Here is a 23,549-nt window from a genome sequence, read left to right as displayed (position 1 = left end):
TCAGTCTCCTGTCTTGTCTCTGTCATCGGTGTCTGGATCGGGGCGCGCCCGGCTTGCCGAGGCGATATAAACCATGGCGAGGATCGCGAATATGTAGGCCTGGATCAGGCCGGTCAGCAGGCCAAGAAGCTGCATCAGAACGGGAAAGAAAAACGGCGCCACGCTGATCAGGATGCCAACGATCACGGTGCCGCTCATCACGTTGCCATATAGCCGCACGGCAAGCGCCAAGGTGCGCGAGATCTCCGAAATCAGGTTGAACGGAAGCATCAGCGGTGAAGGCCGGATATAGGTCCTCAAGTGCGCCCCCAAACCGCGCCGCGTGATCGAGAAAAGCGGCACGGCAATCAGCACGCAAATGGCCAGCGCCGCGGTGGTCGACAGCGACCCGGTCGGCGGCTGGTACCCGGGAATGATGCTCAGGATGTTGGCCGCCGCGATGAAAAGGAAAAGCGTGCCGATGAACGGCAGATAGCGGTCGGGATCGTCGGTGCCCACCTCCTTGATCTGGTCGCGGATCGCGGTCACGATCACCTCCAGCATGACCTGCCAGCGCGAGACGCTCTCGCCGCTGCTCAGGCGCGCGGTGATCGCCCACGACCCAAGCACAAGAAGCGCCATCACCACCCAAGTGAACCCCACCGTCGCAGTAAGGCGCCAGCCGTGCCATTCCGCAAGGACCCAGGTGTCGGGGCTTATTTCCATGCCCCGCCCCTTTCGGCCGCGCCGGCGCGCCGGGTGGCCGCCACGCGAACGGCAATGAACCCCACCAGCGCGGCCAGGATCTGACCCGCCCCGGCGCCCAGGGCGATAGCCCCTGCCAGCGCACCAAGGACCAGCAGCGCCCGCGCCGCCGCCAGCGTTATGAACAACACGGCCGGGCGCGCCCCGTTCAGCGCCCGCACCGCCGCCCACAAAAGTCCCAGATAGACCGCGCCAATCGCCATCCCCGCCGCGAAACACAGGGCCCATATCGCCGGGCCCGCCGTCATGTCGGCCCATTCAGTCATCGCGCCCCTCCCTTTGCACCCAATACCACGCGTTGAGACTACCGAGCGCGGCACCGCCAAGCAGCAGGATCAGCGTCCACGATGCCTCCCCCGGCCAGCGCCTGTCGATCCACAGGCCCAGCGCGGTGCCCGCAATCACCGGCACCGCCACGGCCCAGCCGACCATCCCGAACATCGCCAGCCCGTACCACGCGCTTTCGCGCCGCCGTTTGCGGGCGTCCTCCATCGCCTTTGCCTTGCGCGCGATGGTGTCTATCTCGTCCTCGTCGTTCATGGCCCCGCCAGGTCCAGTTGGCGAAAACGCCTGATCATGCTTGCCTCAAGCCGCGCCAGCGCCGCGCGGGCCTCATGTTCGGTTTCGTCCTGGCGGCGAAATTCCTCTTCCACGCGCTGGCGCAGGCGCGCCAGGTCGTCGCCCTCGACCGCCCCGCGCACGGCCACCATGACCGCATCGCCGCATTTCACCAACGTTCCGGAATTCACCGCGACAAAGCGCTCGGCGCCGTCCTCGGTGGTGTAGACCATGACCCCAGGCACCAATTCGGTCACGAAATCGCCATGCCGCGGAAGAATTCCGAAATGCCCGTCCGGCGCTTCGGTCACGATCTTGCGCACCTCGCGGTCAAGGATGCGGCGCGGCGGGGTCAGCACTTCAAGCCGCATTTACGCCCCCCGCGATCTCGTCGACCGCGCCGATCATGTAAAGATCGCCCTCGTCACGGTCCTTGAACTCGCCCGACAGGATGCGCTCACAGCTCGATAGCGTCTGCTCAAGCGGCACAAAGCGCCCTTTTTGCCCGGTCATCGCCTCGATCGAAAAGAAGGGCTGCGTAAGGAAACGCTCGATCTGGCGCGCCTGTCGCACCGTGGCGCGGTCCTTCTCCGACAGTTCTTCAAGCCCGAGCATGGCAATGATGTCCTTCAACTCCTCGTACTCGGCCAGTGTGTTTCCCACGTCCCGCGCGATGCGGTAGTGGCGCTGGCTGACCGCGCCCGGCGTCAGCATCCGGGAAAACGATTGCAGCGGATCGATCGCCGGATAAAACCCCTCTGACGCCCGCTTGCGCGACAACACGATAGAGGCCGACAGATGCGCGAAGGTGTGCGTCGCGGCCGGGTCGGTGAAATCGTCGGCCGGCACATAGACCGCCTGGATCGAGGTCATCGAGCCGCGATCGGTCGAGCAGATCCGCTCTTCCAGATCGGCAAGCTCGGTGCCCAGCGTCGGCTGATACCCCACGCGCGAGGGGATGCGCCCCAACAGGCCCGACACCTCGGCGCCCGCCTGAACGAACCGAAATATGTTGTCGATCAGCACCAGAACATCGCGGCGCCGCTCGTCGCGGAACCATTCCGCCATGGTCAGGGCCGCGTGGCCTACGCGAAATCGCACGCCGGGGCTCTCGTTCATCTGCCCGAACACCATCACCGTGTTGTCCAAAACGCCCGCCTCGCGCATCTCGCGGTATAGCTCTTCGGCCTCGCGGCACCGCTCGCCGATGCCGCAAAACAGGCTGACGCCTTCGTACTCGGCCACCATGTTGTGGATCATTTCCGTGATCAGAACGGTTTTACCCACACCCGCACCCCCGAAAAGCCCGGCCTTGCCGCCGCGCTCAAGCGGGCTGAGAAGGTCGATGGCCTTGATCCCGGTCTCGAACACATCCCCCTCGGCCCGGCGCTGCGACAATGGCACGGGCGCCCGCAGGATCGGGCGGCGCTGCACCTCGTCCAGGGGCGCGCCGCCGTCGATCGGCTCTCCAAACAGGTTGAACATGCGGCCCAGCACCGCGTCGCCCACCGGCACCTCAATGGGGTGCCCCGTGTCGCGCACAGCCAGTCCAAGGCGTAGCTCGGGCGTCGGATCAAGAACAAGGCCGCGCGCGATATCCGCACCCGGCAGCGCCGCAACCTCGATGCTGATTTCCGGGTCACTCAGCGTTACCAGCCGTGAAGTGATCGACGGAAGCGGGCCGTCGAACCGCATGTCGGCGATTCCGCCTTCGATGGCGACGATATGGCCAATCCGGTCATCGCTCACGGGCATCTGCACCCCCTGATTCCAACGCCAACCATACACCCGGTGAAAGAGAAGTCATTGACCTATATTAAACTATTTAACACGCCCGCGCGGGCATTGACGGCAGTTAAAGCGCCCCCCGGCCCAAACGTGGCATGATACATACCCAAGGTGGCCCCGGTCGCCGGCCCTTGATCCTCCAGCGGCAAGCACGCTGATCTGGGGAAAGGGCGGCGCACCGGCACCAGGAGGGTAAAGCCCGTGCAGATCAACGACCTGATGTCCCGTTTCATCGTCTCGGTGTCGCCCGGTACAAGCGTCCACGATGCCGCGCAAAGAATGCAAAAGCACGGCATCGGGGCGCTTCCGATTCTGGACGGCGGCGATCCCGTAGGCATCATCACCGACCGGGACATCGTCACGCGCATCCTTTCGGTCGGCGATGCACGCGCCGACACGCCCGTGGGCCCGGCAATGTCTCCCCGCCCCGCGTTCTGCCTCGCCGATCAGGATGTCACCGTGGCGGCGGCGCTCATGGGCGATCTGCAGGTGCGGCGGCTACTGGTGCGCGACCGGCGCGGCCGGGTTGTTGGCGTCCTCTCCATCGGGGACATCGCCGAAAAGGCATCAGAGGAATTGGCCGGTCAGGTGCTCGGCGAAGTCACCGAGCGGCGATAATCTCCCTGCGCAGATACGCAAGATCGATACCGGCAATATCGGCCAGCGCGCCCGCGTCGTGGATCACCACGGTCATGTGCCCCTCTGTCGATAACACCCCCCTGCGGCCCAGCCGCCTGAGGGTTCGGCACACGTGCACCGCCGACAGGCCGACGAAATCGCCCAGAACCTGCTGCGTCAGCGGCAGGTGAAAGGTGCCGTTTCTGCACGCTCCCGCCACCTCAAGGCGCATGCAAAGCTCAATCATCGCATAGGCGATCCTGGATTCGGCGGTCCCCTTTCCAAGGCGCAGCATCCGCTCGAAAATGCGCGACAGGGAAACGGCGTTCGTTGCGGTCTGGGCGCTCCGGATCTCGGGGGTCGTTTCCCTGAGCCTTGCCCACACTGCGTGCGGAACGATCGCCACCGCCGCGTGTGAGAGCGTCTCGATTTGGACTGAGCTAGTGTGGCCATACCCCGACGACAGGTCCATGACCTCGCCCGGCAAAACCACGTCGATGATTTGCCGCCCCCCGTCCACCATCGACTTCGACGCGGCCAGCCACCCCGACAGCGCGCAATAAATCGATGCGCTGTCGTCCCCCTCGAACTTCAGGATCGCCGCCACACCATACGCGTGCGAATAGGTGTTCAAGACCTGGCTCACATGATCGGATGCGCGGGGGACGTGCGGACCCGGCTCCAACTGTGACAGTGTATCGAGCGGGGTCGTTTCAACGTCCAGATTGGCCATCGGCACCTCCTGCCAACAAGTGGCAAACAGCCGGCCCTCACGGGTGCCGCCTGCAACTGATAATTGCGCGTACCACCACGCACGATAGCACGGATTAATCCAGAAGTCGTCGCATTTTCCTGTGCGGAATCGGCGCAGCTCAAGCCCCGGATCACCGGCGCGATTTCTCTGCCGTTCTGCGGTGCTTGCCGCAGGTTAATGATCCCCCGCGCCCCGCGCGCTAGGGTACGTGAACCGGTGCCGCAGCAAGGCGCCGGAAGCAGAAGCAAGGAGGGAATCGATGTCCATGCTCAAGGTTGTGGAAGTGCTGGCGGAATCGAACAAAAGCTTCGAGGACGCAGCCCAGAACGCCGTTACCCAGGCGTCAGAATCGGTGCGCAACATTAAATCGATCTATATCAAGGACATGAACGCGGCGATTGAGAACAACAAGATCGTCAGCTACCGTGTGAACGCAAAGATCAGTTTCCTGATCGAGGGGCAATCACTGGGCGGCTGACGCCCCCCGCAACGCACGTGCGAGGATGCAGCGGTTAAGCCGCACCCTTCACCCGTATCATGCGTGGCAGACGCCGGCGCCCACCGGATGCGCCAGCCAGTTCAAGGGGGCACATGTGGTCTGGGAGACAATCAAGAAATCCGCCGCCGACAAGGCGAACGCGTCGTTGCCAGATCCGGATGCCGCGCGCAAGACGTTCACCTGGCAAGAGGCCCGCGAGTCCCTCGATGGCTTGCCGGGCGGCGGGCTGAATATCGCCTACGAGGCGCTTGACCGGCATGTCGCGGCCGGCAGAGGCGATACGCTGGCGATTCGGTGGCTCGGACAGCATGGCGAGACGCTGGATCTGACCTATGACGATGTCCTCAAGGGCGCATCGAAGTTCGCCAACATCCTCGCCGCGCATGGCATCGGCAAGGGCGACCGCCTGTTCTCGATGATGGGCCGCACGCCCGATCTGTATTTCGCGGCGCTTGGCACATTGCGCGCGGGGGCGGTGTTCACGCCGCTCTTCTCGGCATTCGGTCCCGAACCCGTACGCACCCGTATGGAAATCGGCGAGGCAAGCGCGCTGATCACGACCGAATCGATCTACCGCCGCAAGATCGCCGAATGGCGCCGCGATATTCCCTCGCTGAAACTGGTGCTCATCACCGGCGATGATGCGCCCGAGGATTGCGTGGCACTGGCGCCGGAATTCGACAAGGCACCCGACAGGTTCGACCCCGTCAAAACCGGCCCCGAGGACATGGCGCTTATTCACTTCACATCCGGCACAACGGGGCGGCCCAAGGGCGTGGTCCACGTGCACGAGGCGGTTGTCACCCACGCCGCCACCGGGCGCGGCGCGCTCGAATTGCGGCTTGGCACGATCTACTGGTGCACCGCCGATCCCGGGTGGGTCACGGGCACGTCCTACGGCATCATCGCGCCGCTGGTGAATGGCGTCTCGATGATCGTCGATGAAGCCGAATACAACCTCGATCGCTGGTACAGCACGCTGGAGCGCGAAAAGATCGAAGTCTGGTACACCGCCCCGACAGCGATCCGCATGATGATGCGCGCGGGCAGGGAGGCGGCGCAAGGCTACGACTTCTCGGCGCTGCAATTCCTCGCCAGTGTCGGCGAGCCCTTGAACCCCGAGGCGGTCGTTTGGGGCAACGAGGTGTTCGGCCGCCCCTTTCACGACAACTGGTGGCAATCGGAAACCGGCGGGATCATGATCGCCAACACCGCGGCGATGGACATCCGGCCCGGCTCCATGGGGAAACCCTTGCCGGGGATCGAGGCCGGCATCGTGGATACCGAGGCCGAAGGGGACGCCTTGCGCGAATGCGCCGACGGCGAGGTGGGCGAACTGGCCCTGCGCCCCGGCTGGCCGTCGATGATGCGCGCTTACCTGAACGAAGAGGCGCGCTATAACAAGGTGTTCCGCGACGGCTGGTACCTTACGGGCGATCTGGCGATGCGGGACGCGGCCGGGTATTTCTGGTTCATTGGCCGCGCCGATGACCTGATCAAATCCTCCGGCCACCTGATCGGCCCGTTCGAGGTGGAAAGCGCCCTCATTGAACACGACGCCGTCGCCGAGGCCGCGGTGATCGGCATCCCGGACGAGACCGCGGGCGAGGTGGTCAAGGCCTATGTCGTCCTCAACCCCGGGCAGGACGCGACCGAAGACCTTGAACGCGATCTGCGCGGCCACGCCCGCAAGCGCCTCGGCCCCGCCGTCGCTCCGCGCGAGATCGTGTTCCGCGAAAGCCTGCCAAAGACGCGCTCGGGCAAGATCATGCGCCGGCTGCTCAAGGCCCGCGAAATGGGCCTGCCCGAAGGCGACATCTCGACACTGGAAACGGACGAGAAATGAGCACGGCGCATGGCACTGGGCGCACGCCGCCGCGCCCGCACCACACCGACGCAATACCGACGCAATACCGACGCAATACCGCAAGCGCAGGAGCCACCATGACCCGTGATGAAATAAGATCCGCCTTCATCGAGGAACTGATCCGCATCGCACCGGATCTCGACCCGGACAATATCTCGGGCGACGATCACCTGCTTGATGATCTCGAACTGGATTCCATGGATATCCTCAATCTCGTGAGCGCCCTTCACGAGAAACTCGGCGTTTCGGTGCCCGAGCTTGATTATCCCCGCCTTGAGACACCTGACAAGGCGGTGGACTATTTGGCGGGCAAACTCGGCTAATCGCGGGCCGGATTGCCGCGCTTAACACGCGTCAATGACGACTCGGATATGCAGGCATAGCCTTTGACCATTGGCCTTTCGCAGGATGCCTCTCACGCGTCCTGCCAAAGCCAGATTGGGAGGAGGCAATCATGACAAATGAAGACAATGCACACACGTTGCGGTGCGACGATGAAGGGCCACGATCCGAATCGCGGCGTGGGTTCCTCAAGCTGGCCGCGCTCACCGGCGCGGTGGTTTCGACCACCGGCAGCCGTGCCTTGGCCAATGGCGACATCGGCTTTTTCGCCAAGGATCTATCGGACGAGAAACTGATCAACATGTATCGCACGATCCTGCGCATTCGCTGGCACGAGCGCACGCAGGCCGACCAGATGCTGACCAACCCCGATTACCGCGGCTACAACCACTTCTACGCCGGCCAAGAGGCCGTCGCGACAGGCGTTTGCGCCGCCTTGCGCAATGACGGACCGTTCGACCAGATCGACCTTGTCTATTCGACGCACCGGCCCTCCGGGCACGCGATCGCCAAGGGCGTGGATATCCCCAAGATGGTGGCCGAAATGGATTTTCGCGCCACCGGCATGAACGGCGGCTATGGCGCCGAAATGCACATCTCGGACCCCAGCGTCGGGTTCATTGGCGCCGACGGGATGGTCGGCCCGGGCCACGTGACGGCGGCGGGCTCTGCCTTCGCGTTCCGCGCGCGCGGCAGCGACCAGGTAAGCGTCGCGTTCGCCGGTGACGGCACCTATGCCACGCCGCAATTCCACTCGGCGCTCAACAACGCGAAGCTGCTGGATCTGCCGTTCATCTACGTGCTGGAAAACAACCTCTATCACCAGTTCGCGCACTATTCCTATTCCTGCCCGCACAAGAACATCGCCGATGCGGCGGCCGCCTACGGAATAGCGACCGAGGTTGTCGATGGCCAGGATGTCATCCAGGTCTACAACGCCGCGAAAGAGGCCGTGAACCGCGCCCGCTCGGGCGGTGGTCCGACCTTTATCGAGGCCAAGACCTATCGCTACTACAACCATTGGGGCGCACCCGGCGCCAAGGCCGGTGAGCTTGGCGCGTTTGGCTATGATCCGTTGGCCATCACGTCGTTCAGGCCCGAACGCGAGGTGCGCGCGTGGATGCAGCGCGACCCGGTCGACATCTCCCGCAAGATCCTCGTGGATTGGGGCGTGATCGATGACGCGCGCGCCGCGGAAATCGAGGAAGAGGTAAAGGCCGAAATCGCATCAGCCTTCGAATGGGCCCTGAGCCAACCCCTTTGCACACCCGAGGACGGGCTTCGCCATGTCTTTGCCGAAGGCACGGTCCCCGCGCGGCAGTTCGGCTGACTTGAGCCCCCACTTGAAAGGAATACCCAATGGCACAGAAAAGCTGGATGTACTCGGTCCTTGAGGCCGTGCAGTACGAAATGCAGCAGGATCCGGCCATGACCTGGATCTTTGAGCTAACCCCGCCGGTGGCATCGACCCCCGGCAAACCCGTGATCAACCTGGAAACCGAGTTCGGGCGCAAGCGCGTGGTGAACACCGGCATCGACGAATACTGGATGGCCGCGACCGTGTTGGGCGCCAGCCTCGCAGGGTCGAAATCGGCGACCTACATCCCCTACCAGGGCGCGCTGATGCCCTTCGAGTTGATCCAGAACTACGCATCAAAGATGCGCCACAAAACCGGTGGCGTGGCCAGTTTGCCGGCGGTCTGGATCATCGAGATGACAGGGCAGACCCCCGGCTTCGCGCAGCAGCATTCCTGCTATGAGGAGGACAGCTATTACATGCACATCCCCGGGGTGCGCACGGTGATTCCGTCCACGCCCTATGACGCCAAGGGGTTGATGCATGCCGCGCTGCGTTCGCCTGACCCGGTGGTCTACCTCTATCCCGCAGGGCTTCGCACCCTCACGGGCGAGGTGCCGGACGAACCCTACGAGGTTCCGCTCGACAAGGCCGCCATGCGCCAGGAGGGTAGCGATCTGACGATCGTCAGCTCGGGCGGCGGCATGCCCGGCGTGTTGGAGGCCGCCGAAACCCTTACCGGCGAGGGCATGAGCGTCGAGGTGATCGACCTGCGTGTGCTCAAGGAAATGGATACCGAGACGCTCGTCAATTCGGTGGCCAAGACCAAGCGCCTTTTGACGGTGGATCAATCCTACTACACCCTCGGACCCGGCGCCGAAGTCGTCGCACGGGTGGCCGAAAACGTCGAAGGCGCACGCTTCAAACGGGTCGCGTTCCCCGACGCCCCGCCGCCGGCCTCGCCCGAGATGTTCACCTGGATGCGGCCAAATGCCGAAGGTATCGCAGGAGCGGCCCGTGACCTCGCCTGAGGCGGCAGCGGGCACCGCCGGGGCCGATCTGACCTGTACCGGCTGCGACGGGGGCGTCCTTGAGCCCGACCAGGTGCGCACCGCGTTTTGGCGCGGCGACGAGCTGGTCGTGATCGAGGATGTCCCGGCGCTGGTCTGCGAAAGCTGCGGCGAGCGGTATTTCGAGGACGAAACCGCCATGAAGCTCGACATGCTGCATGGCGGCAAGGATGCGGGCCACGCGCCGGTCAGAACACTGTCGGTGCCGGTTTATTCCCTTGCCGCCCCCGGCGCGGCCGCAGGCAAAAGGGGCGGGAAATGATGCGGCGGGGCAAGTGGATAACGGGCGTGGCACTGGTGCCCGCCATGGCCGCGATGGCGCTTTGGGCGGCAGACGACGATCAGTTCGCGTTCATGCCCGATGGCGGTCGCAGCATCCTGACGGGCTTGCTGTCCGCTATGACGCCCGAGGCGGCGCAGGACACCCTGATGCGCGATGATGCGCCCGAGGGATGGGCAACCTGGGCCACATCCCTTGATGCCGGTCTTGACCCTGCCAGCATTGAAACCCTGGCCAGCTACGCCGCGCTCAACCTGCCACTGGGGGGCAAGCCGGTCTCGGGGCTCGGCGCGACGGAGCTGGCGGAGGTGCTGCCGCCCGATGGCAAGGACCTTGCCGTGGCGCAATGCCAGTTCTGCCATGCGCTTTTCTCCGGCTACCTCATGCATGACCGGGACAAGGCCGGCTGGCTTAGCACGTTCAAATCGCCCTTCCACACCGAGATCCCCATGAGCCGCGTCGAACGGGAAACCTTTGCGGGCTACTCGGCCATCAACATGCCCCTGGCCTTCGACGACGTGCCGCCCGAACTGCGGTTTTGACGAAAGCAAGACATGCACAAGGAATGACGCCATGAGACATCGGATTTCGCAGACCCTCGCAGTGCTGGCAGCCCTCATAATGGGCGCCTCGCTGGCGGCGCAGGAAGACGACATGTTCTCGTTCATCCCGCTCGGCGGCCGTAGCCTTCTGGAAGGGGTGCAAGCCGAAGGGTTGCCAAAGGATTTCGGCGAGGCGATCCGTTCCAAATCCGCAGATGCCGAATATTGGCGCCAGGCGCTGGCGCAGGCATCGGAGACCTCACCGGCGATTGCCGAACTCGACACGTGGCAGACGGACACGCTTGCGTATTACCTTGCCGCGCGCGCCCCGCTTCCGGCAGATGAGGACCTGCCGCGCGATGGCCGCGACATGTCGTTGGAACTGTGCCAGTCGTGCCACATCATCACCGTCGTGATCACGCAAGACCGCACGCGCGAGGCATGGTTGGGCACCATGAACTCCCCCAGCCATATCGAGATCGAAACAACACCGGAAGAGCGGCAGCTGCTTGCCGATTACCTGGTGCTGAACGCGGGCATCCCCATCGATGAGGTCCCGCCGGCACTTCGCGCAGGTGGGGCGTCGTACTGAAAAGGGCAGGGGCGCGATACGCCCCCGGCCAGGTTGACGGGGCTGCACCATGTTGTTCACATCTCCCGGGTTTTTGCTGTTCCTGCCGGTCGCCGTCATCTTGTTCTGGTGGCTGCCGGCGCGATGGCGTTTGCCGTGGCTTCTGCTGGCCAGCTTCGCATTCTATGCAAGCTTCGGCATCCTCAACCTTGCCTATTTCGGGGCTGTCGCCGCGATTGCCCTTGCCGCGGGCCGTCTGCTGGCACGCGCCGAGACGCGCCGCCGGTTGGCGGTGCTGTGGGCGGCGATCCTGTTGATCCTGGGCCTGATGGGCGCCCTGAAATACTACGACCCGATCGCGCAGGATATTGCCGCCCTGCCACGCTTGGGCCTGACCGCCCCCGCCGGGTTTTCGTTCTATGCGTTCACGGCGATCGCACTGTTGATCGATCGCTATCGCGCGCCCACCGATACCGCCGCCAGCAGCGGGCAGGATCTTTTGCTGCTGGCCTGGTTTCCCAAGATCCTCGCCGGTCCCATCGAGCGGATCGTGCCCTTCACCGAGGAACTGCGCCGCCGCGCCCCGATGAAGCCGGTTCATTTCGCCCTTGGCGCACAGCTTTTCCTCTGGGGGCTGGTGAAAAAGGTCGTGATCGCCGACAACCTCGCCCCGTTCGTCGATAGGGCCTACGCGATCCCGGGCTATGCCGTCCCGATGGAGCTTTTGATTGCCACCTATTTCTTCGCCTTCCAGATCTATTGCGATTTTTCGGGCTACACCGACATGGCCCGCGGCGCCTCGCAGCTTTTCGGCATTCGCCTGTCCGAGAACTTCCGCCGTTCCTACTTCGCCCATTCGATTAGCGAATTCTGGTCGCGCCGGTGGCACATTTCGCTGGCCAGCTGGTTCCGCGACTACCTCTATTACCCCATTATCGGCGATACCCGCACCGCCCTTCGCATGTACCTGGGCCTGATGATCGTGTTCATCGCCAGCGGGATTTGGCACGCGGGCCTTGGTTACGGGATCGGTTGGGGGTTCCTCGCGTGGGGCGCGCTCAACGGGCTCTATATATGGGTGGAACGCGCGCTCAGTCCCCTGCACCGCCGGATCCGGGGCCGCCTGCGCGGCTCTCGCACGGCGGTGTTCTATCGGATCATTGCCACCTTGTTGGTGTTTCACCTGATCTTGGTAAGCTGGATCTTCTTTCGGGCCGGCGACCTGGCCGATGGCCTGACGGTCATTTCGCGCATCTGGGCGGCGCTGCCCACGCTGCCGGGGCTGTTGGCCAGTTACCCGTTCACGCTTGAGCACGGCTTTCTTGCGGCCCTCATCGTCGGGCTGCTGGCGATCGAGCTGGTGATGGAAAGCAAAAGCCGCCGCAAACGCCTCTCGCGCGCGCCGCGCCTGCTTCGCTGGGGCGCGATCTATGCCGGCCTCTTTGCCCTGTTGCTACTGGGCCGCTGGCAGAACGAGGCGTTCGTCTACATGCAGTTCTGAAGGATCGCACCATGGAAATCTCGGACCGCCCCGTAGTACCGTTGCCCCGCCGCCGGGTCGCGGCGTTCGTTGCGCTGTTTGTGCTGCTCTATGCCGGTGCGGCCGGGATCGCCGAAGTGACCATCGGGCGCTCGGGCCAAGAGACCGCGTTCCAGAAGCTTCTGGCGATGCGGGGCACGCAGGTGGATTGGCTGGTTCTGGGGGCCTCGCACGCCCTGCCTCTGGCGTTTGGCGAAATCCCCAAGCGCCTTGAGGCCGATACCGGGCAATCCATGGCGGTGCTGGCCGAGGTCGGCGCCGGGCCGCTCTATAACGGGTTCGTCTTTCGTCAGGCCAAGCGCGATATCGCGCCGCGCCACCTTCTCTACGTGGTCGATTCCTTTGCCTTCACCTCGCCGCGCTGGAACGAAGAGCGGATCACCGACCGCAAGCTGCTCAGAAAGACGCCGCTGCGCCCCTCAACCGCGGCGATCATGGCCGATCTGACCATTCGCAGGGGCATCAAACCGGCCGCGTTGGCCGACTACCTGACCGCCTTTTCGAAACTCAACCCGCCGGACCGTTTTCCGCAAGAGGGCTGGCGCGGGGCCGAAGATTTCGACAACCAGGTTCGCCTGTCGCGCCACGCCGTCCAAAGCCGGATCGATTACCTCTACCCCGATCAGGCGCAAACGGACGTGCGGAACGCCTATTTCGACGTGTTGTTTTCGGTGTTCGACGCGGCCCGGGCGTCTGGCATGCAGGTCGTGGTCGTCAAGCTCCCCCTGCCGGAACCATTTCGCGAGGCCCTGCCCAACGAGGCGGATTTCGACGCGGCCCTGCGCGCGCGCCTTCGCTCGCATGACATCCCGTTTCACGACCTCAGCACCGCCTTGCCCGATTTGAAGTATTTCTTCGACACGGATCACCTCAACAGGGCCGGGATTGATGCGCTCTACGCGCAATACCTGCGGGACCTCATGACTTCGGCGGGCAGTCCCTAAGACCACCCGCCGAAGCAGAAGTGCCGTTTGATGTCAGGCGCGTGCCAGCCCCGCTATCTGGTCATTGCCCGCGATGCAGAAGCGGCGTGATACGGCGCACTGTCGCGCGGCGGTTGGCGCGCTGCGGCCCCCTCACTTCAACCGCGAGATCGGATTCGCCGTAGCCCTGGATCACCAGGTTCTCTGGCGGCACGTCGAAATATTCCACCAGCGCCAGCGCCACGGATTCCGCGCGCCGGTCCGACAGGGCAAGGTTATAGCTCGCGCTTCCGACGGTGTCGGTGTGCCCTTCGACAAGGAACACCTCGTCAGGGTTATGATCGATTGCCGCGGCCATTTTCTGCCCCAGGGCAGCCAGGTCCTCCGCCTCGCGCGGACGGATCACGGCCGAGTCGGTCCTGAAGTTCACCGCGTCCAGCGTCACGGGCGGCATCAGTTTGCGAACTGCGCTGATCTCGCGCACCTGCCGCAGGGAAAATCGCCGGTTTACATCGGCCGCCAGTTCCGCGTTCAGCGCCTCCTCAAGCGCGGCGCGGTCGCGCCTTGAATAGGTCACGCCACTTTCACGCGGTGGCTCTGGCAGGTTCCTCACAACGACTGGCTCGTGCCTGTGCTGGGTGTCGTCAAAGATCACGACACGCGAGCCATCCGTGCGCTCCCGAACGCGGCGCAGCACCCGGCCATCCGCCGCGCGAATGGTGATGATCTTGCTGCCATCGCCCCGGAAAACCACGGTACGTGTCGAGCCATCATCGAAGGTGCGCGTCCGAACTTCGTTGCCCGGGCGCAGCAGGTGAACGTCGTCATTCTTCAAAACACGAAGCTGGCCATCCTGCCGTACAACGACCCGGTCCCGGGAGCTGGTAACCACCTCGTCATCCGCGCTGAGGATCTCGTTCAACGCAATCGCCCCAAGGCCGAGCGCCGCCGCCTTGCCCAAGGTGCTGAGCCCGTCATCACCATCGCTCTGCGCTTGGGTCTGCGTCGTTGCTTCGGCGCCGGCCTTGAGCTGCGTCTCGAACTCCTCATCGCTGGATCTTGCGTTTTCCTCGGTCACGGTTTGGGTCGTGACCTTGGCATCGCCCTCCGTCCCGGCGTCGCCCGTCGCGGCCATCGGTTTGTCCGCATCCGCGTCTTTCTCGGCGCGGCGGCGGTCAAGTTCCGCCTCGCGTTCGGCCTTGTCCCGGTCGAGCGTTTGCTCAAGCTCGTCAACAGCCCCCTCTGCCGCCTTTTCCAGCGCGTCGCCAAGGCTGTCGCCCGTCTGTTCGGGCCGCTGTTGGGGCGTCGCCTGCATCAGGCCCAGCTCGCGCCCTACCGCGTTCCTCAGATCGCCGGTCCGCTTGCCTTGTGGGTCGATGGCAAGGTTGCGCTGCCGGATAACCTTCAACAGCTGCGTTCGAGACATGCCGCCGATATCGTTCCGCGTCAATTCCCTACGGGTCCGGTCGGATGCCTGCACTTCGGCCTCGGCCTGCGCTTCGGCCTCTGCTTCGACCTGCGCCTGCTGGTTCCCTTCGCCGCCGGTCAGGGCCTGCGCGAGTTCATCCACCACGCCGCTTTCGGCCTCGGCCTTTTCCTCTTCGGGCTGGGGTTCACCTTCGCCCTTAGCCTTGGCACGGGCTTTCATGCCAAGCTCTGCCTTCACCGCGGTGCGCAGGTCGGCGGTTCCAATTCCTTGCGCCTCAATGCCCAGACCGCGCTGGCGGTTCACCTGCAGAAGTCCCTTCCGGTTCAGGCGATCAATATCCTGCCGCGTCAATTCCTTGCGGGGCCTGTCAGATGCCTCTGCCTCGGTCTCTACCTCGGTCAGTGCCTCTGCTCCCACCTCGGCCTGCGCCTGCTGGTCCTCTTCGCCGCCGGTCAGCGCCTGCGCGAGTTCATCCACCACGCCGCTTTCGGCCTCGGCCTTATCCTGTTCGCGCGGGGGTTCATCTTTGGCTTCGGCCTCGGCACGGCCCTCAATGCCAAGCTCTGCCATTACCGCGGCGCGCAACTCGGTGGGCGGCATGCCGCGCGGATCGATATCCAGATCACGCGCCTCGATAAGCTTCTTCAAATCGCCCTTGTTCAGCTGCCCGATCTGGCCCGCCGTTGGGCGCTTGCCTGCCGCGAGCGAGGCCATAACCATGGCCAGCGCACCGCGATCATTGGCATTCTCGCAGGCCTGATCATTGCCGTCCGCGCAAGGGATGTCCGCCTGCGCCAGTCCCGCCCCCGGCGCCGTCAACGCGAGGCAAAGGGTCAAAGCCGTCGTTCGGGTAAGCATTCTGTGGGTCATCTTGGGCCTCCTTGTTCGGTACATACCCAACGCGGCCCGCGCCCTGTGGTTCCCCAGGTTTTGAGAAACCATGCGACGGGCCGCTGCACGCGGGCCGATCAATTTTGCTGGAAAAGCCAATGATCGGGGCAGCGCCCGCGCGCTGCCCCAATGTCATGCATCACCGTGCAATGTGCACGACGGTACGGTTCTCCGGCTCCACCAGGACCGGCGCACCGTTCACGTAGACATAGCGGTACTCCGAATCCGGGATCTCCCGGAGCTTGACAGTGTCGGGCAGTTGAACGCCCGTGACCACTTCGCCCTCCAGGTACACCGGCTCGACCTTGTTGGTGCGTACGTAGCTGACAACCTCTTCTTTCGGCTCCACCGCGGCACCTGCGGCGCCACCGGCGATTGCACCAGCCACGGCCCCGACCGGGCCGCCAACGATCGCACCGGCCAGCGCCCCGGCAGAGCCGCTGCCGATCACCGCGCCGCTGTGATCCTCGTTCTCGTAGGTCACGGTGCCGGTTTCGATAGTGGTCTGTTGGGACACGACCGGAACATAATCCTCGGCTACCTTGCCGGTCAGGTATTCGCCATAGGCCCATCCGGTGTCGCCGTTATAGCTCACCTTGCACCAGCTGCCATTCTCAAGGCAGCCTTGAATTTCGGCGCTGGCCTCCTGGTCGATGACGCTGATGATTTCGAACCGCGGCCCCGGTCCGGCCCGCAGGTTCAGGTCGGTAACGGCCTGAACGGTCGGGGCTGCCAAGGCCGGCGCCGCTGCAAGGCCAAATGCGGTGACGGCAAGGGTAATGCTGCGCGTATACATGGGGTCTCTCCTTCGGGGTTGAACAGGCGGCGCGGTCACGCGCCGCCCTCTCGGTTTGGGGTGTCGGTCAGGTGCCTTGCGCCGCAGGCGTTAGGCTTCGCCTTTCCATTCCGGCATGCTGTCGAGGTCTTCCTCGGTGTGCGCCGTCTCGATGCGCAGCGCGCTGCTTGCCCCGTCGCTGCGCGAAATGGTCAGGTCTTTCAGGGCCACGGCAACGGGCTTTTCCCCTATGCCAAGGAAGCCGCCGACTTCGATCACGACCTCTGTGCTTTCGCCGTCTCCGTTCATCAGGACCTCGCCGATGTCGCCGACCTCGTTGCCATTGGCGTCATAGACCGATTGGCCCATCAGTTGCTCGGCGGTCAGTTGGCTGCGCTCTTCTTCGCTAAGTTCGGTCGCCTGCATGTCCGAGTTTTGGCCGCTCTCGGCCGTCGTGTCGGACTCCTGACTGCTTTCGGTCGTCGTGCTCGACTCTTGGCCGCTCTCGGCAGACGTGCCCGACTCTTGGCCGCTCTCGGCCGTCGTATCGGACTCCTGGCCGGTTTCGGCTGTCGTGTCGGTCTGCTCTTCCGACTGCTCCATCGTGGTCGAGCTTTGCGTGTCCTCCTCGGCAGTGTCGTGCGAGTCGGCCAGAACCGGCGTCGCGGACAGTGCGACGATAGCGCTGTATGCAAGAATTTGTCTCATCACAGATCTCCTTTGCGCTTTGGATCTCTGGCGCCGCCATCAATGCCGCGCCTGGTTCACTCAACGGTTATCTGTCCGGTTTGGTTTCCGTTCGGGGCCGAAATTTTTCCAAGAATTTTTTGGAACTTTTCCCCGCCCTCGTGCGTTAATGGCGCTATTTCTACGACCCTTCCCATGAGGCCCGCGCAAAGAATCTCTTTGCCGTTGGAACAAATCGCCGACCGCCGTGTTGATTGGGTGAAGCTGCGCTATTGGCGTGGCTTTGCTTGGTCTCCCTGTGTCCCCAAGTGGACGATCCAAGCGCACCTTTTCTGTCCCATAGGTGCCTGCCCCCGTCTGAAACATGGCGGGGGCTTTTTTATCGGGGCTGGGGGCGCGACCTACCTGTTTCATTGTTTCGAGGAACCAACCGGACAGTTGGCGCGTTTACCCAATGATCGAACCAAGTAACCTTTGAAGGAGGCGAAATTGCTTTATTGGGCACTTACATTCTTCATCGTCGCGTTTATCGCGGGCATATTCGGGTTTGGCGGCATCGCCTCGGCGTCCGCCGGAATTGCCCAGATCCTGTTCGTGATATTCCTGGCCCTGTTCATCGTGGCCGTCGTCGTCCGCGCCCTGCGCGGTCGAACGCCCTGATCCGCCAGACCAGGAACGAGGCCGCGGCGCAGGCGAGCGCGCTGAGACCATTGCGCGGGATCGGTATTGGCAGCGTATGGCCTATCGCTGCCGTTGAGGCCCGGCACCAATGCGCGGAATAGAGGCGCGCTTGCGCGCCGCCGCGCAGCGCCCGACCGCCCCCGTCGCACCAGAGGTGCGCCGCCCATCATCGGCACGCCTTTGGCGTGACGGGCGGGCGCTTTTGCAGCGTATCAAATGATTGATAGCAAGGAGGTATTTGGCTGGCATAAAGTGCGATCCACACCCGTTGCTGCGCCCACCCGGCGGTCGGGGGCTGCGCGGCTCCTCAACCGGTCATCCAATTGCCGCTCAAAGCCAGCCCAAATCGCGAAAAGACCCCGCGCAATCCGCGCGGGGTTTTCGTCTTACGTGGTCAAATCTTAACCGTCTCGGTGCTGGCAAAGAACATCGCCTGGCTGATCGCCGACTGCACCTGTTCTTCGGAATAGGGCTTCGTGATCAGGAAGGCGGGTTCGGGCCGCTCGCCGGTCAACAGGCGCTCGGGGAAGGCCGTGATGAACACGACCGGCACCTCGCCCATTTCCCGCAAGATGTGGTTGACCGCGTCGATGCCGGATGACCTGTCGGCAAGCTGAATGTCGGCAAGGATCATGTCGGGCGGATCGTGCCGGGCAAGCTCTACCGCTTCGTCGCGGGTGCGGGCGTTGCCGGTCACGCCGTGGCCCAAACTCTCGACGATGGCCGAGATGTCCATGGCGATGATCGCCTCGTCCTCGATCACCATGATCCGGCCGCGGATCGCACCGGCCATCTCGCGCCGTGCGATCGACAGCAGGTCTTTCGCCTCGCCCGCTTCAATACCCACGATGGCGGCGATATCCTCGATCGAGAAGCCCTCGATGCTATGTAGCAACAGCACCTCGCGGGTGTTCGGCGTCAATCCCGAAAGCCGCCATTGCGCGCGGTTCTCGGAAAAATCGGCGGCCTCGTCATCCGTGTCTACCGGCGCGCCCGACGACTCCCATATCCTGTGAAATGCGCGAAAAAGCGCAACCTTGGGGTCCAGGTCCTTGTCGAACATGCCGACGTCCGACAGCATCGCCTCCAGCGTCGCGGCGGCGTAGTTGTCCCCGGTTTTCTGGCTCCCCGTCAGCGCGCGGGCATACCGGCGCAAAAAGGGCAGGTCCTGCGCGACATGCTGTGCGCGATCAGGCCGACTGTCAGTGTCCGTCATGAATAACCTCGAAATTTTTTATGCGTTGCACGGAACCAAACGCAGGGGGCGCGTGTTATGTTCCAGCAACCGCGAAAAAATATTCAGCCGGCGCGCAACCCGCACCGGCAATCATGACAGAAAATATCACGATATGACAACCAAGCGCAGGCCCTCACGACTGAACCAGCAAATCGACGAAAACCTTCGGCGCGTCTACTCGGATGCAGCGGCAGAGCCTTTGCCCGAACGGTTCACGCAGTTGATTGAGAAGCTCCGAGAGCAGGAAAAGCAATCGGAGCAAAGCGAACAACCTTCCGAGGGTGACAAGTGACCGACAGCACGGACCCAAAGGACGAACTGATCGAACACCTGCCCGCCATGCGCGCGTTTGCACTCAGCTTGGCGCCCAATTCGGCGACGGCGGATGACCTTGTGCAGGATGCCGTGGTCAAGGCCTGGAGCAATTTCGACAAGTTCGAGCCGGGAACGAACATGCGCGCTTGGCTGTTTACCATCTTGCGCAACACCTATTACTCGCTCTACCGCAAACGCCGCTGGGAGATCGAGGATCCCGACGGCACGATGTCTAACTCCATGTCCGAAAAGCCGGCGCATGACGGGCACCTGGCGTTGGCGGATTTTCGCGCCGCGTTCGTCCAACTCCCCGATGAGCAGCGCGAAGTTCTGGTTCTCGTCGGGGTCGAGGGGTTCTCGTACGAGGACGCGGCCGAAATGTGCGGCTGCGCCGTGGGCACCATCAAAAGCCGCACCAACCGCGCCCGCAAGCGGCTGGCCGAATTGATGCATCTCGACGAACATGACGACCTCGAGATGACGGATTCGGCGACGCTGGGGGTGGTCAACGGCAAGCCCGCGGCATGAGCGAGCGCCCTACGCCTGCTCCGCGCTCCTCCCGGCTTGGCCTGGCGGTCATGTTGGCGCTCGTTCTCAGCGTGGCAATCCTGCCCCTGGGGCTGATCTCCGTCTACCAGACCTACAATGTCCTTGACGAACGACGGGCGCTGTCCGGACTTGCGCTGCTCGAACAGACGCAGCAGGCCGCCGCGGGGGGCCGCGAGATCATCGGCGCAGCCATCAGTTCGGCCGAAACGTTGGCCGCGCTGATGCCCGTCGTGCAGCGCTCCGATGGAACCTGCCGCCAGGTGATGGACCGCTTGGTCGATGCCTCGAACCTCTCCGTTTTCGCCGGTTTCGTGGATGGCGACGGGGTGTTGGTCTGTGCGTCAACCGACGACCGGACGACCCCCGGCGAGACGTCCTCGATCCTGTCCGACTCGAACAGGCTCACCCGCAAGGTCGAAATGCGCTCGCTTGAGTTCTTGGGCGGGGTCGCGACGGTCACCGTCTCGGTTCCCGCCTTCGACGGCGGGCGCTTTGCCGGCACCGTCTGGATCGCCGTGCCGGTTACCGCGCTCAACACCGCGCTGACCACGGCGGCGCCAGAGCTTGATCTCGCGCTGTTCCAGGACCAGGGCGAGATCGTCGCGACCGAGAGTTTCGCCGAGGACCGGCGCTCTGTCCTGCCCGAAAACAGAACGCTGGAGGAGCTTGCCGCGCGCGAGCGTGACACCTTCCGCGACACCAACCGCAAGGGAGAGATCCGCGATTTCGCGGTCGTCCCTATCGTCGAGGGGCGCGTTTTCGCCATGGGCAGTTGGCTGCCCCAGCACCTCGGCGGCCTCGTCATGCCAATCTACGAAGAGGCAATGGCGCTCTATTTCCCGCTGCTCATGTGGATCATCACGATCGGCGTGGCCTATATCGGTGTGCACCGGCTGGTTATCCGGCATGTGCGGCGTCTGCGCACGTGGATGCACCTCTACGCAAGCGGGCGCGGAGATCTCGAAAACGCACGCCTCGACAACGCGCCCGAAGAGCTTGAAGTGGTGGCCGAGTCGTTTCGCGCGATGACGCGCCGCCTGTCCGAGCTGGACCGCCACCGCGAAGAGGATCTGCAGGAAAAGCGGGTGCTGCTGCGCGAGATCCACCACCGGGTCAAAAACAACCTGCAACTGATCTCCAGCATGATGAACATGCAAATGCGCGCCACCAACAGCCCCGAGGCCAAGCGCCTGCTGCACAGGGTGCGCGACCGCGTGATGGCGCTGTCGGCGATCCACCGATACCTCTACCTGGCGCGCAAGCTGTCGCGGGTGCGGGCGGACGAGTTGCTTGATGAGATCATACAGCAATTGGTGGTCGTGGGGACGGTTGACGAACTCGGCCATCGGATCAATGTCACAACGGAACTTGAGCCGATCGAGATCAGCCCGGACCAGTCCGTGCCGCTGTCACTCTTGGCGACCGAGGCGGCAACAAACGCGGTCAAGCACTGCGGCGCATCCGGCGACGGGACGGCGTGGCTCAACATCGCCCTGACCGCGCCGGATGATGCAACCATGTGCCTGAGCGTGGTAAACTCGCGCGCACCGAACTATGAGGCGGCGCACGATGACGCGGCACAGCAAGAAGAGCGCTCCGACGGCTCGGGCCTCGGCTCCCGCCTGATACAATCCTTCGCAGAGCAGCTCAACGGAACCCTCGAGACCGAGACCCTCCCCAACCGCTATGAGCTACACGTCGTATTCCCCCGCGCATGGCACGATTACAGCCCCGATACCGACTGAATACAGCCGCGATGCTAACGCTGATCCCGGGGGTCGCTACCTGCTTGATAGGAGGTCATTGGCTGGGGTGGTAGGAGCAAGAGTAGTAGGGCATCTAAGGCATTGAATGAAAATAATATTGTTTATTAGTAATGGGTTATGTACCATGGACTTGTACCATCAACCTGTACCATCGGACCAATATGACTGGCGGTTTTCACTATCTCAAGAAGCGCGGACACACCTGGTTTTTCCAACGTGCAGTTCCGAAGGATCTGCGCGAGAAACTGGGAAAAGAACAGATTGTGGAGACATTAGAGACGAGAGATTTAACCGTTGCGATGTCACGTCGAACTGAGCGAGCAGCATATTGGGAAGCTGTCTTCAAAAGCCTCCGAGGGTCATTGAAACCGACAAGCGATGTAGACGCCAGAGAGGTCTACAAGGACACCCTCGAATGCTCTTTGAGCGCAGATATAGAGGCCCGATCAGTTGAAAGTGTTGAAACATCGGCTGACGAGCCGTTGACTGAGTTTGACATCCAGCAAGACCTCTTGCTTGATCAAGCTGCAACCCAATTTGGCCAAGATGAACAAGGACACCCTTTGGCCATGTCGCCGCAGCAGCAAGCCAAATGGGATGGCTTGCAGGATTACCGTAGAATCAAGCGCAACATGCCCGCCTCTAATGCGAGCAAGTATGGGCTCACCATATCTGAAGCGACGGATCGATATCTCTCTAGAGCAGCCCAGAAGGGTGATGCGCAGACGGTCAGACAACACCGTACGACCCTGCAAAGATTGTCTGAATTCGTTTCCGACAAACCATTAAAGACCCTGACGCGGTCCGACGTGGGGCGCTTCATGGGGATCCTTGAAACCTTAGACCCAGCGTGGGGGAAATCGCCGCGTGATAGCTCTAGGACTTTTGGGGAGATCAGACGCCGCTATAGTGGGACAGGTAGGCAGCTTTCAGATATAACCTTGAACCGCCATCTTGGGGCCATTCGCGCTCTTTGGCGTTGGGCGACTACCGTCGGGGAAGTGGAAGGTGATTGTCCCACTGAAGGGCTCGAACGGAAGATTTCCAAGAAGACAGCGCAAGAACGCACCTACTCAGCCTTCGACTTGGGCGAGATCCACCAGTTGTTCTCTGGCCACCTTCCACAGAACCATGACGTCGTCGAGATCTGCATGGTGGGCCTCTTCTCGGGGATGAGGCTTGGCGAGATCTGTGCGTTGAGGTGGGAGGACATACGCGACGATGAAGGCGTTGCATTCTTTGACGTTGATAGGGCCAAAAGCATCGCCGGTGTGCGCCGTGTGCCAGTCCACTCGTATTTGACCTGGTTGCTTGATCGACGAAAGGATGCAGGACCTATATGGCCGCGCTTGGCTGAACGCGAACAGGACAAGGCTTCTAAAGCGGTTACCAAGGCCTTCGGCCACTTCAAGAAATCGAAGGGCTTTTCGAGTAGAAAGAAGGTGTTTCACTCGTTCCGCAAGACCTTCATCACATCGCTAGCAGGCTCTGTTGCACAAAGCGCGTGAGGGATTCATGTCGCGAATCCAGTGTGGTAGCTGGGCGACATGAGCAGACCCACACCCCCAACCTACAAGACCAGGAACTGGCCGGCCTATAACGAAGCGCTCAAGCGCCGTGGCTCGCTGACAGTCTGGTTTGACCCGGAGATGATCTGGGAGGCTGCGCCGACCGGTAAGCGCGGTCGGCAGCAGACCTACAGCGACACCGCTATCCAGACATGCTTGACGATGAAAGTGTTGTTCGGCATGGCGCTACGCCAGACCACAGGCTTCGTCGAGAGCCTGCTGCATTTGGTCGACCTGGACTGGCAGGTGCCCGACTTC

The 23,549-nt window shown here is 63.0% G+C and carries 27 protein-coding genes; 17 read left to right on the top strand and 10 right to left on the bottom strand.

The genetic code is table 11. From position 1 onward, the window contains the following. From G568_RS0105140 to atpD, 5 genes are read right to left on the bottom strand one after another with little or no spacing between them, the layout of a single operon-like run. Positions 1-705, bottom strand: coding sequence for a F0F1 ATP synthase subunit A (locus tag G568_RS0105140; protein WP_026757019.1), 705 nt, complete (start codon positions 703-705; stop codon positions 1-3). Beyond that, the gene (locus G568_RS0105135) at positions 696-1,010 is read right to left on the bottom strand and encodes an N-ATPase subunit AtpR (RefSeq protein ID WP_026757018.1); all 315 of its coding nucleotides are present in this window, start codon (positions 1,008-1,010) and stop codon (positions 696-698) included. Before G568_RS0105135 ends, G568_RS0105140 begins: the two co-directional genes overlap by 10 nt. Then, on the bottom strand, positions 1,003-1,284 hold the full coding sequence (locus G568_RS0105130; protein WP_026757017.1) for an AtpZ/AtpI family protein: 282 nt from the start codon (positions 1,282-1,284) through the stop codon (positions 1,003-1,005). Before G568_RS0105130 ends, G568_RS0105135 begins: the two co-directional genes overlap by 8 nt. Next, a complete protein-coding gene (locus G568_RS0105125; RefSeq protein WP_026757016.1) occupies positions 1,281-1,673 on the bottom strand; it encodes a F0F1 ATP synthase subunit epsilon in 393 nt (130 codons plus the stop codon). Before G568_RS0105125 ends, G568_RS0105130 begins: the two co-directional genes overlap by 4 nt. Then, positions 1,663-3,057: a F0F1 ATP synthase subunit beta gene (gene atpD / locus G568_RS18330; protein WP_037373756.1), complete on the bottom strand. Its 1,395-nt coding sequence runs from the start codon at positions 3,055-3,057 to the stop codon at positions 1,663-1,665. Before atpD ends, G568_RS0105125 begins: the two co-directional genes overlap by 11 nt. A 234-nt stretch (positions 3,058-3,291) precedes the next feature. Here atpD and G568_RS0105115 point away from each other — a divergent pair, with 234 nt between their 5' ends. Continuing rightward, complete coding sequence (locus G568_RS0105115) at positions 3,292-3,708, top strand: CBS domain-containing protein (protein ID WP_026757015.1); 417 nt, start codon at positions 3,292-3,294, stop codon at positions 3,706-3,708. Here G568_RS0105115 and G568_RS18325 read toward each other — a convergent pair. Next, complete coding sequence (locus tag G568_RS18325; protein WP_051202776.1) at positions 3,692-4,441, bottom strand: Crp/Fnr family transcriptional regulator; 750 nt, start codon at positions 4,439-4,441, stop codon at positions 3,692-3,694. The genes G568_RS0105115 and G568_RS18325 overlap by 17 nt on opposite strands. Positions 4,442-4,721: 280 nt before the next feature. On the opposite strand from G568_RS18325, the gene G568_RS0105105 reads away from it, so the two are divergent. The 10 genes from G568_RS0105105 (at position 4,722) to G568_RS0105060 (ending at position 13,414) form a co-directional block, all read left to right on the top strand. Beyond that, positions 4,722-4,940 (top strand): dodecin family protein, encoded by a 219-nt coding sequence (locus tag G568_RS0105105; RefSeq protein ID WP_026757014.1) that lies wholly within the window; start codon positions 4,722-4,724, stop codon positions 4,938-4,940. Between the two features lie 115 nt (positions 4,941-5,055). Beyond that, positions 5,056-6,807: an acetate--CoA ligase gene (acsA, locus tag G568_RS0105100; RefSeq protein ID WP_026757013.1), complete on the top strand. Its 1,752-nt coding sequence runs from the start codon at positions 5,056-5,058 to the stop codon at positions 6,805-6,807. A gap of 98 nt (positions 6,808-6,905) precedes the next feature. Beyond that, positions 6,906-7,151 carry a phosphopantetheine-binding protein gene (locus G568_RS0105095; protein ID WP_026757012.1) on the top strand — a complete coding sequence of 82 codons (246 nt, stop codon included), beginning with the start codon at positions 6,906-6,908 and terminating at the stop codon, positions 7,149-7,151. Between the two features lie 131 nt (positions 7,152-7,282). Then, a complete protein-coding gene (locus G568_RS0105090; RefSeq protein WP_051202774.1) occupies positions 7,283-8,500 on the top strand; it encodes a thiamine pyrophosphate-dependent dehydrogenase E1 component subunit alpha in 1,218 nt (405 codons plus the stop codon). Between the two features lie 29 nt (positions 8,501-8,529). Continuing rightward, positions 8,530-9,498, top strand: coding sequence for an alpha-ketoacid dehydrogenase subunit beta (locus tag G568_RS0105085; RefSeq protein ID WP_026757010.1), 969 nt, complete (start codon positions 8,530-8,532; stop codon positions 9,496-9,498). Then, positions 9,485-9,799, top strand: coding sequence for a type II toxin-antitoxin system MqsA family antitoxin (locus G568_RS18320; RefSeq protein WP_169576943.1), 315 nt, complete (start codon positions 9,485-9,487; stop codon positions 9,797-9,799). The genes G568_RS0105085 and G568_RS18320 overlap by 14 nt, the downstream gene beginning before the upstream one ends. Beyond that, the gene (locus G568_RS0105075; protein ID WP_026757009.1) at positions 9,796-10,359 is read left to right on the top strand and encodes a hypothetical protein; all 564 of its coding nucleotides are present in this window, start codon (positions 9,796-9,798) and stop codon (positions 10,357-10,359) included. The genes G568_RS18320 and G568_RS0105075 overlap by 4 nt, the downstream gene beginning before the upstream one ends. Positions 10,360-10,390: 31 nt before the next feature. Then, positions 10,391-10,951 (top strand): hypothetical protein, encoded by a 561-nt coding sequence (locus G568_RS0105070; protein WP_157084297.1) that lies wholly within the window; start codon positions 10,391-10,393, stop codon positions 10,949-10,951. Positions 10,952-11,000: 49 nt separating this feature from the next. Continuing rightward, positions 11,001-12,431 carry an MBOAT family O-acyltransferase gene (locus G568_RS0105065; protein ID WP_026757007.1) on the top strand — a complete coding sequence of 477 codons (1,431 nt, stop codon included), beginning with the start codon at positions 11,001-11,003 and terminating at the stop codon, positions 12,429-12,431. Positions 12,432-12,442: 11 nt separating this feature from the next. Next, positions 12,443-13,414: a hypothetical protein gene (locus G568_RS0105060; RefSeq protein WP_051202771.1), complete on the top strand. Its 972-nt coding sequence runs from the start codon at positions 12,443-12,445 to the stop codon at positions 13,412-13,414. A gap of 61 nt (positions 13,415-13,475) precedes the next feature. On the opposite strand, the gene G568_RS20800 is transcribed toward G568_RS0105060, so the two are convergent. From G568_RS20800 to G568_RS0105045, 3 genes are all read right to left on the bottom strand, one after another. Then, positions 13,476-15,692: an OmpA family protein gene (locus G568_RS20800; protein ID WP_281168979.1), complete on the bottom strand. Its 2,217-nt coding sequence runs from the start codon at positions 15,690-15,692 to the stop codon at positions 13,476-13,478. Positions 15,693-15,852: 160 nt separating this feature from the next. After that, complete coding sequence (locus G568_RS0105050) at positions 15,853-16,509, bottom strand: DUF1236 domain-containing protein (RefSeq protein WP_026757005.1); 657 nt, start codon at positions 16,507-16,509, stop codon at positions 15,853-15,855. A 90-nt stretch (positions 16,510-16,599) separates the two neighbouring features. After that, positions 16,600-17,196, bottom strand: coding sequence for a PRC-barrel domain-containing protein (locus G568_RS0105045; RefSeq protein ID WP_026757004.1), 597 nt, complete (start codon positions 17,194-17,196; stop codon positions 16,600-16,602). 468 nt (positions 17,197-17,664) lie between these two features. Here G568_RS0105045 and G568_RS0105040 point away from each other — a divergent pair, with 468 nt between their 5' ends. Continuing rightward, a complete protein-coding gene (locus tag G568_RS0105040) occupies positions 17,665-17,835 on the top strand; it encodes a DUF1328 domain-containing protein (protein WP_026757003.1) in 171 nt (56 codons plus the stop codon). Between the two features lie 415 nt (positions 17,836-18,250). Here the strand turns inward: G568_RS0105040 and G568_RS0105035 are convergent, their stop codons facing one another. Continuing rightward, positions 18,251-19,072, bottom strand: a complete 822-nt coding sequence (locus tag G568_RS0105035; RefSeq protein WP_026757002.1) for a response regulator — start codon at positions 19,070-19,072, stop codon at positions 18,251-18,253. On the opposite strand from G568_RS0105035, the gene G568_RS20655 reads away from it, so the two are divergent. The 5 genes from G568_RS20655 to G568_RS0105010 all read left to right on the top strand — a co-directional run. Further along, complete coding sequence (locus G568_RS20655; protein WP_245582885.1) at positions 19,071-19,385, top strand: NepR family anti-sigma factor; 315 nt, start codon at positions 19,071-19,073, stop codon at positions 19,383-19,385. The two genes, G568_RS0105035 and G568_RS20655, sit on opposite strands and share 2 nt — an antisense overlap. Beyond that, the gene (locus tag G568_RS0105025; protein WP_026757000.1) at positions 19,382-19,936 is read left to right on the top strand and encodes an RNA polymerase sigma factor; all 555 of its coding nucleotides are present in this window, start codon (positions 19,382-19,384) and stop codon (positions 19,934-19,936) included. The genes G568_RS20655 and G568_RS0105025 overlap by 4 nt, the downstream gene beginning before the upstream one ends. 71 nt (positions 19,937-20,007) lie before the next feature. Next, complete coding sequence (locus G568_RS18310; protein WP_245582884.1) at positions 20,008-21,702, top strand: sensor histidine kinase; 1,695 nt, start codon at positions 20,008-20,010, stop codon at positions 21,700-21,702. Positions 21,703-21,833: 131 nt separating this feature from the next. Then, positions 21,834-23,231: a DUF6538 domain-containing protein gene (locus G568_RS0105015; protein WP_084627343.1), complete on the top strand. Its 1,398-nt coding sequence runs from the start codon at positions 21,834-21,836 to the stop codon at positions 23,229-23,231. Positions 23,232-23,270: 39 nt separating this feature from the next. Next, positions 23,271-23,549, top strand: a 279-nt coding sequence (locus G568_RS0105010; protein WP_026757168.1) for an IS5/IS1182 family transposase, incomplete at its 3' end; no start/stop codon positions are given.

This window comes from Sediminimonas qiaohouensis DSM 21189 (assembly GCF_000423645.1).
In the GTDB taxonomy this organism is placed as follows: Bacteria; Pseudomonadota; Alphaproteobacteria; order Rhodobacterales; family Rhodobacteraceae; genus Sediminimonas; species Sediminimonas qiaohouensis.
This window is presented reverse-complemented; position numbering and strand designations above follow the sequence as displayed.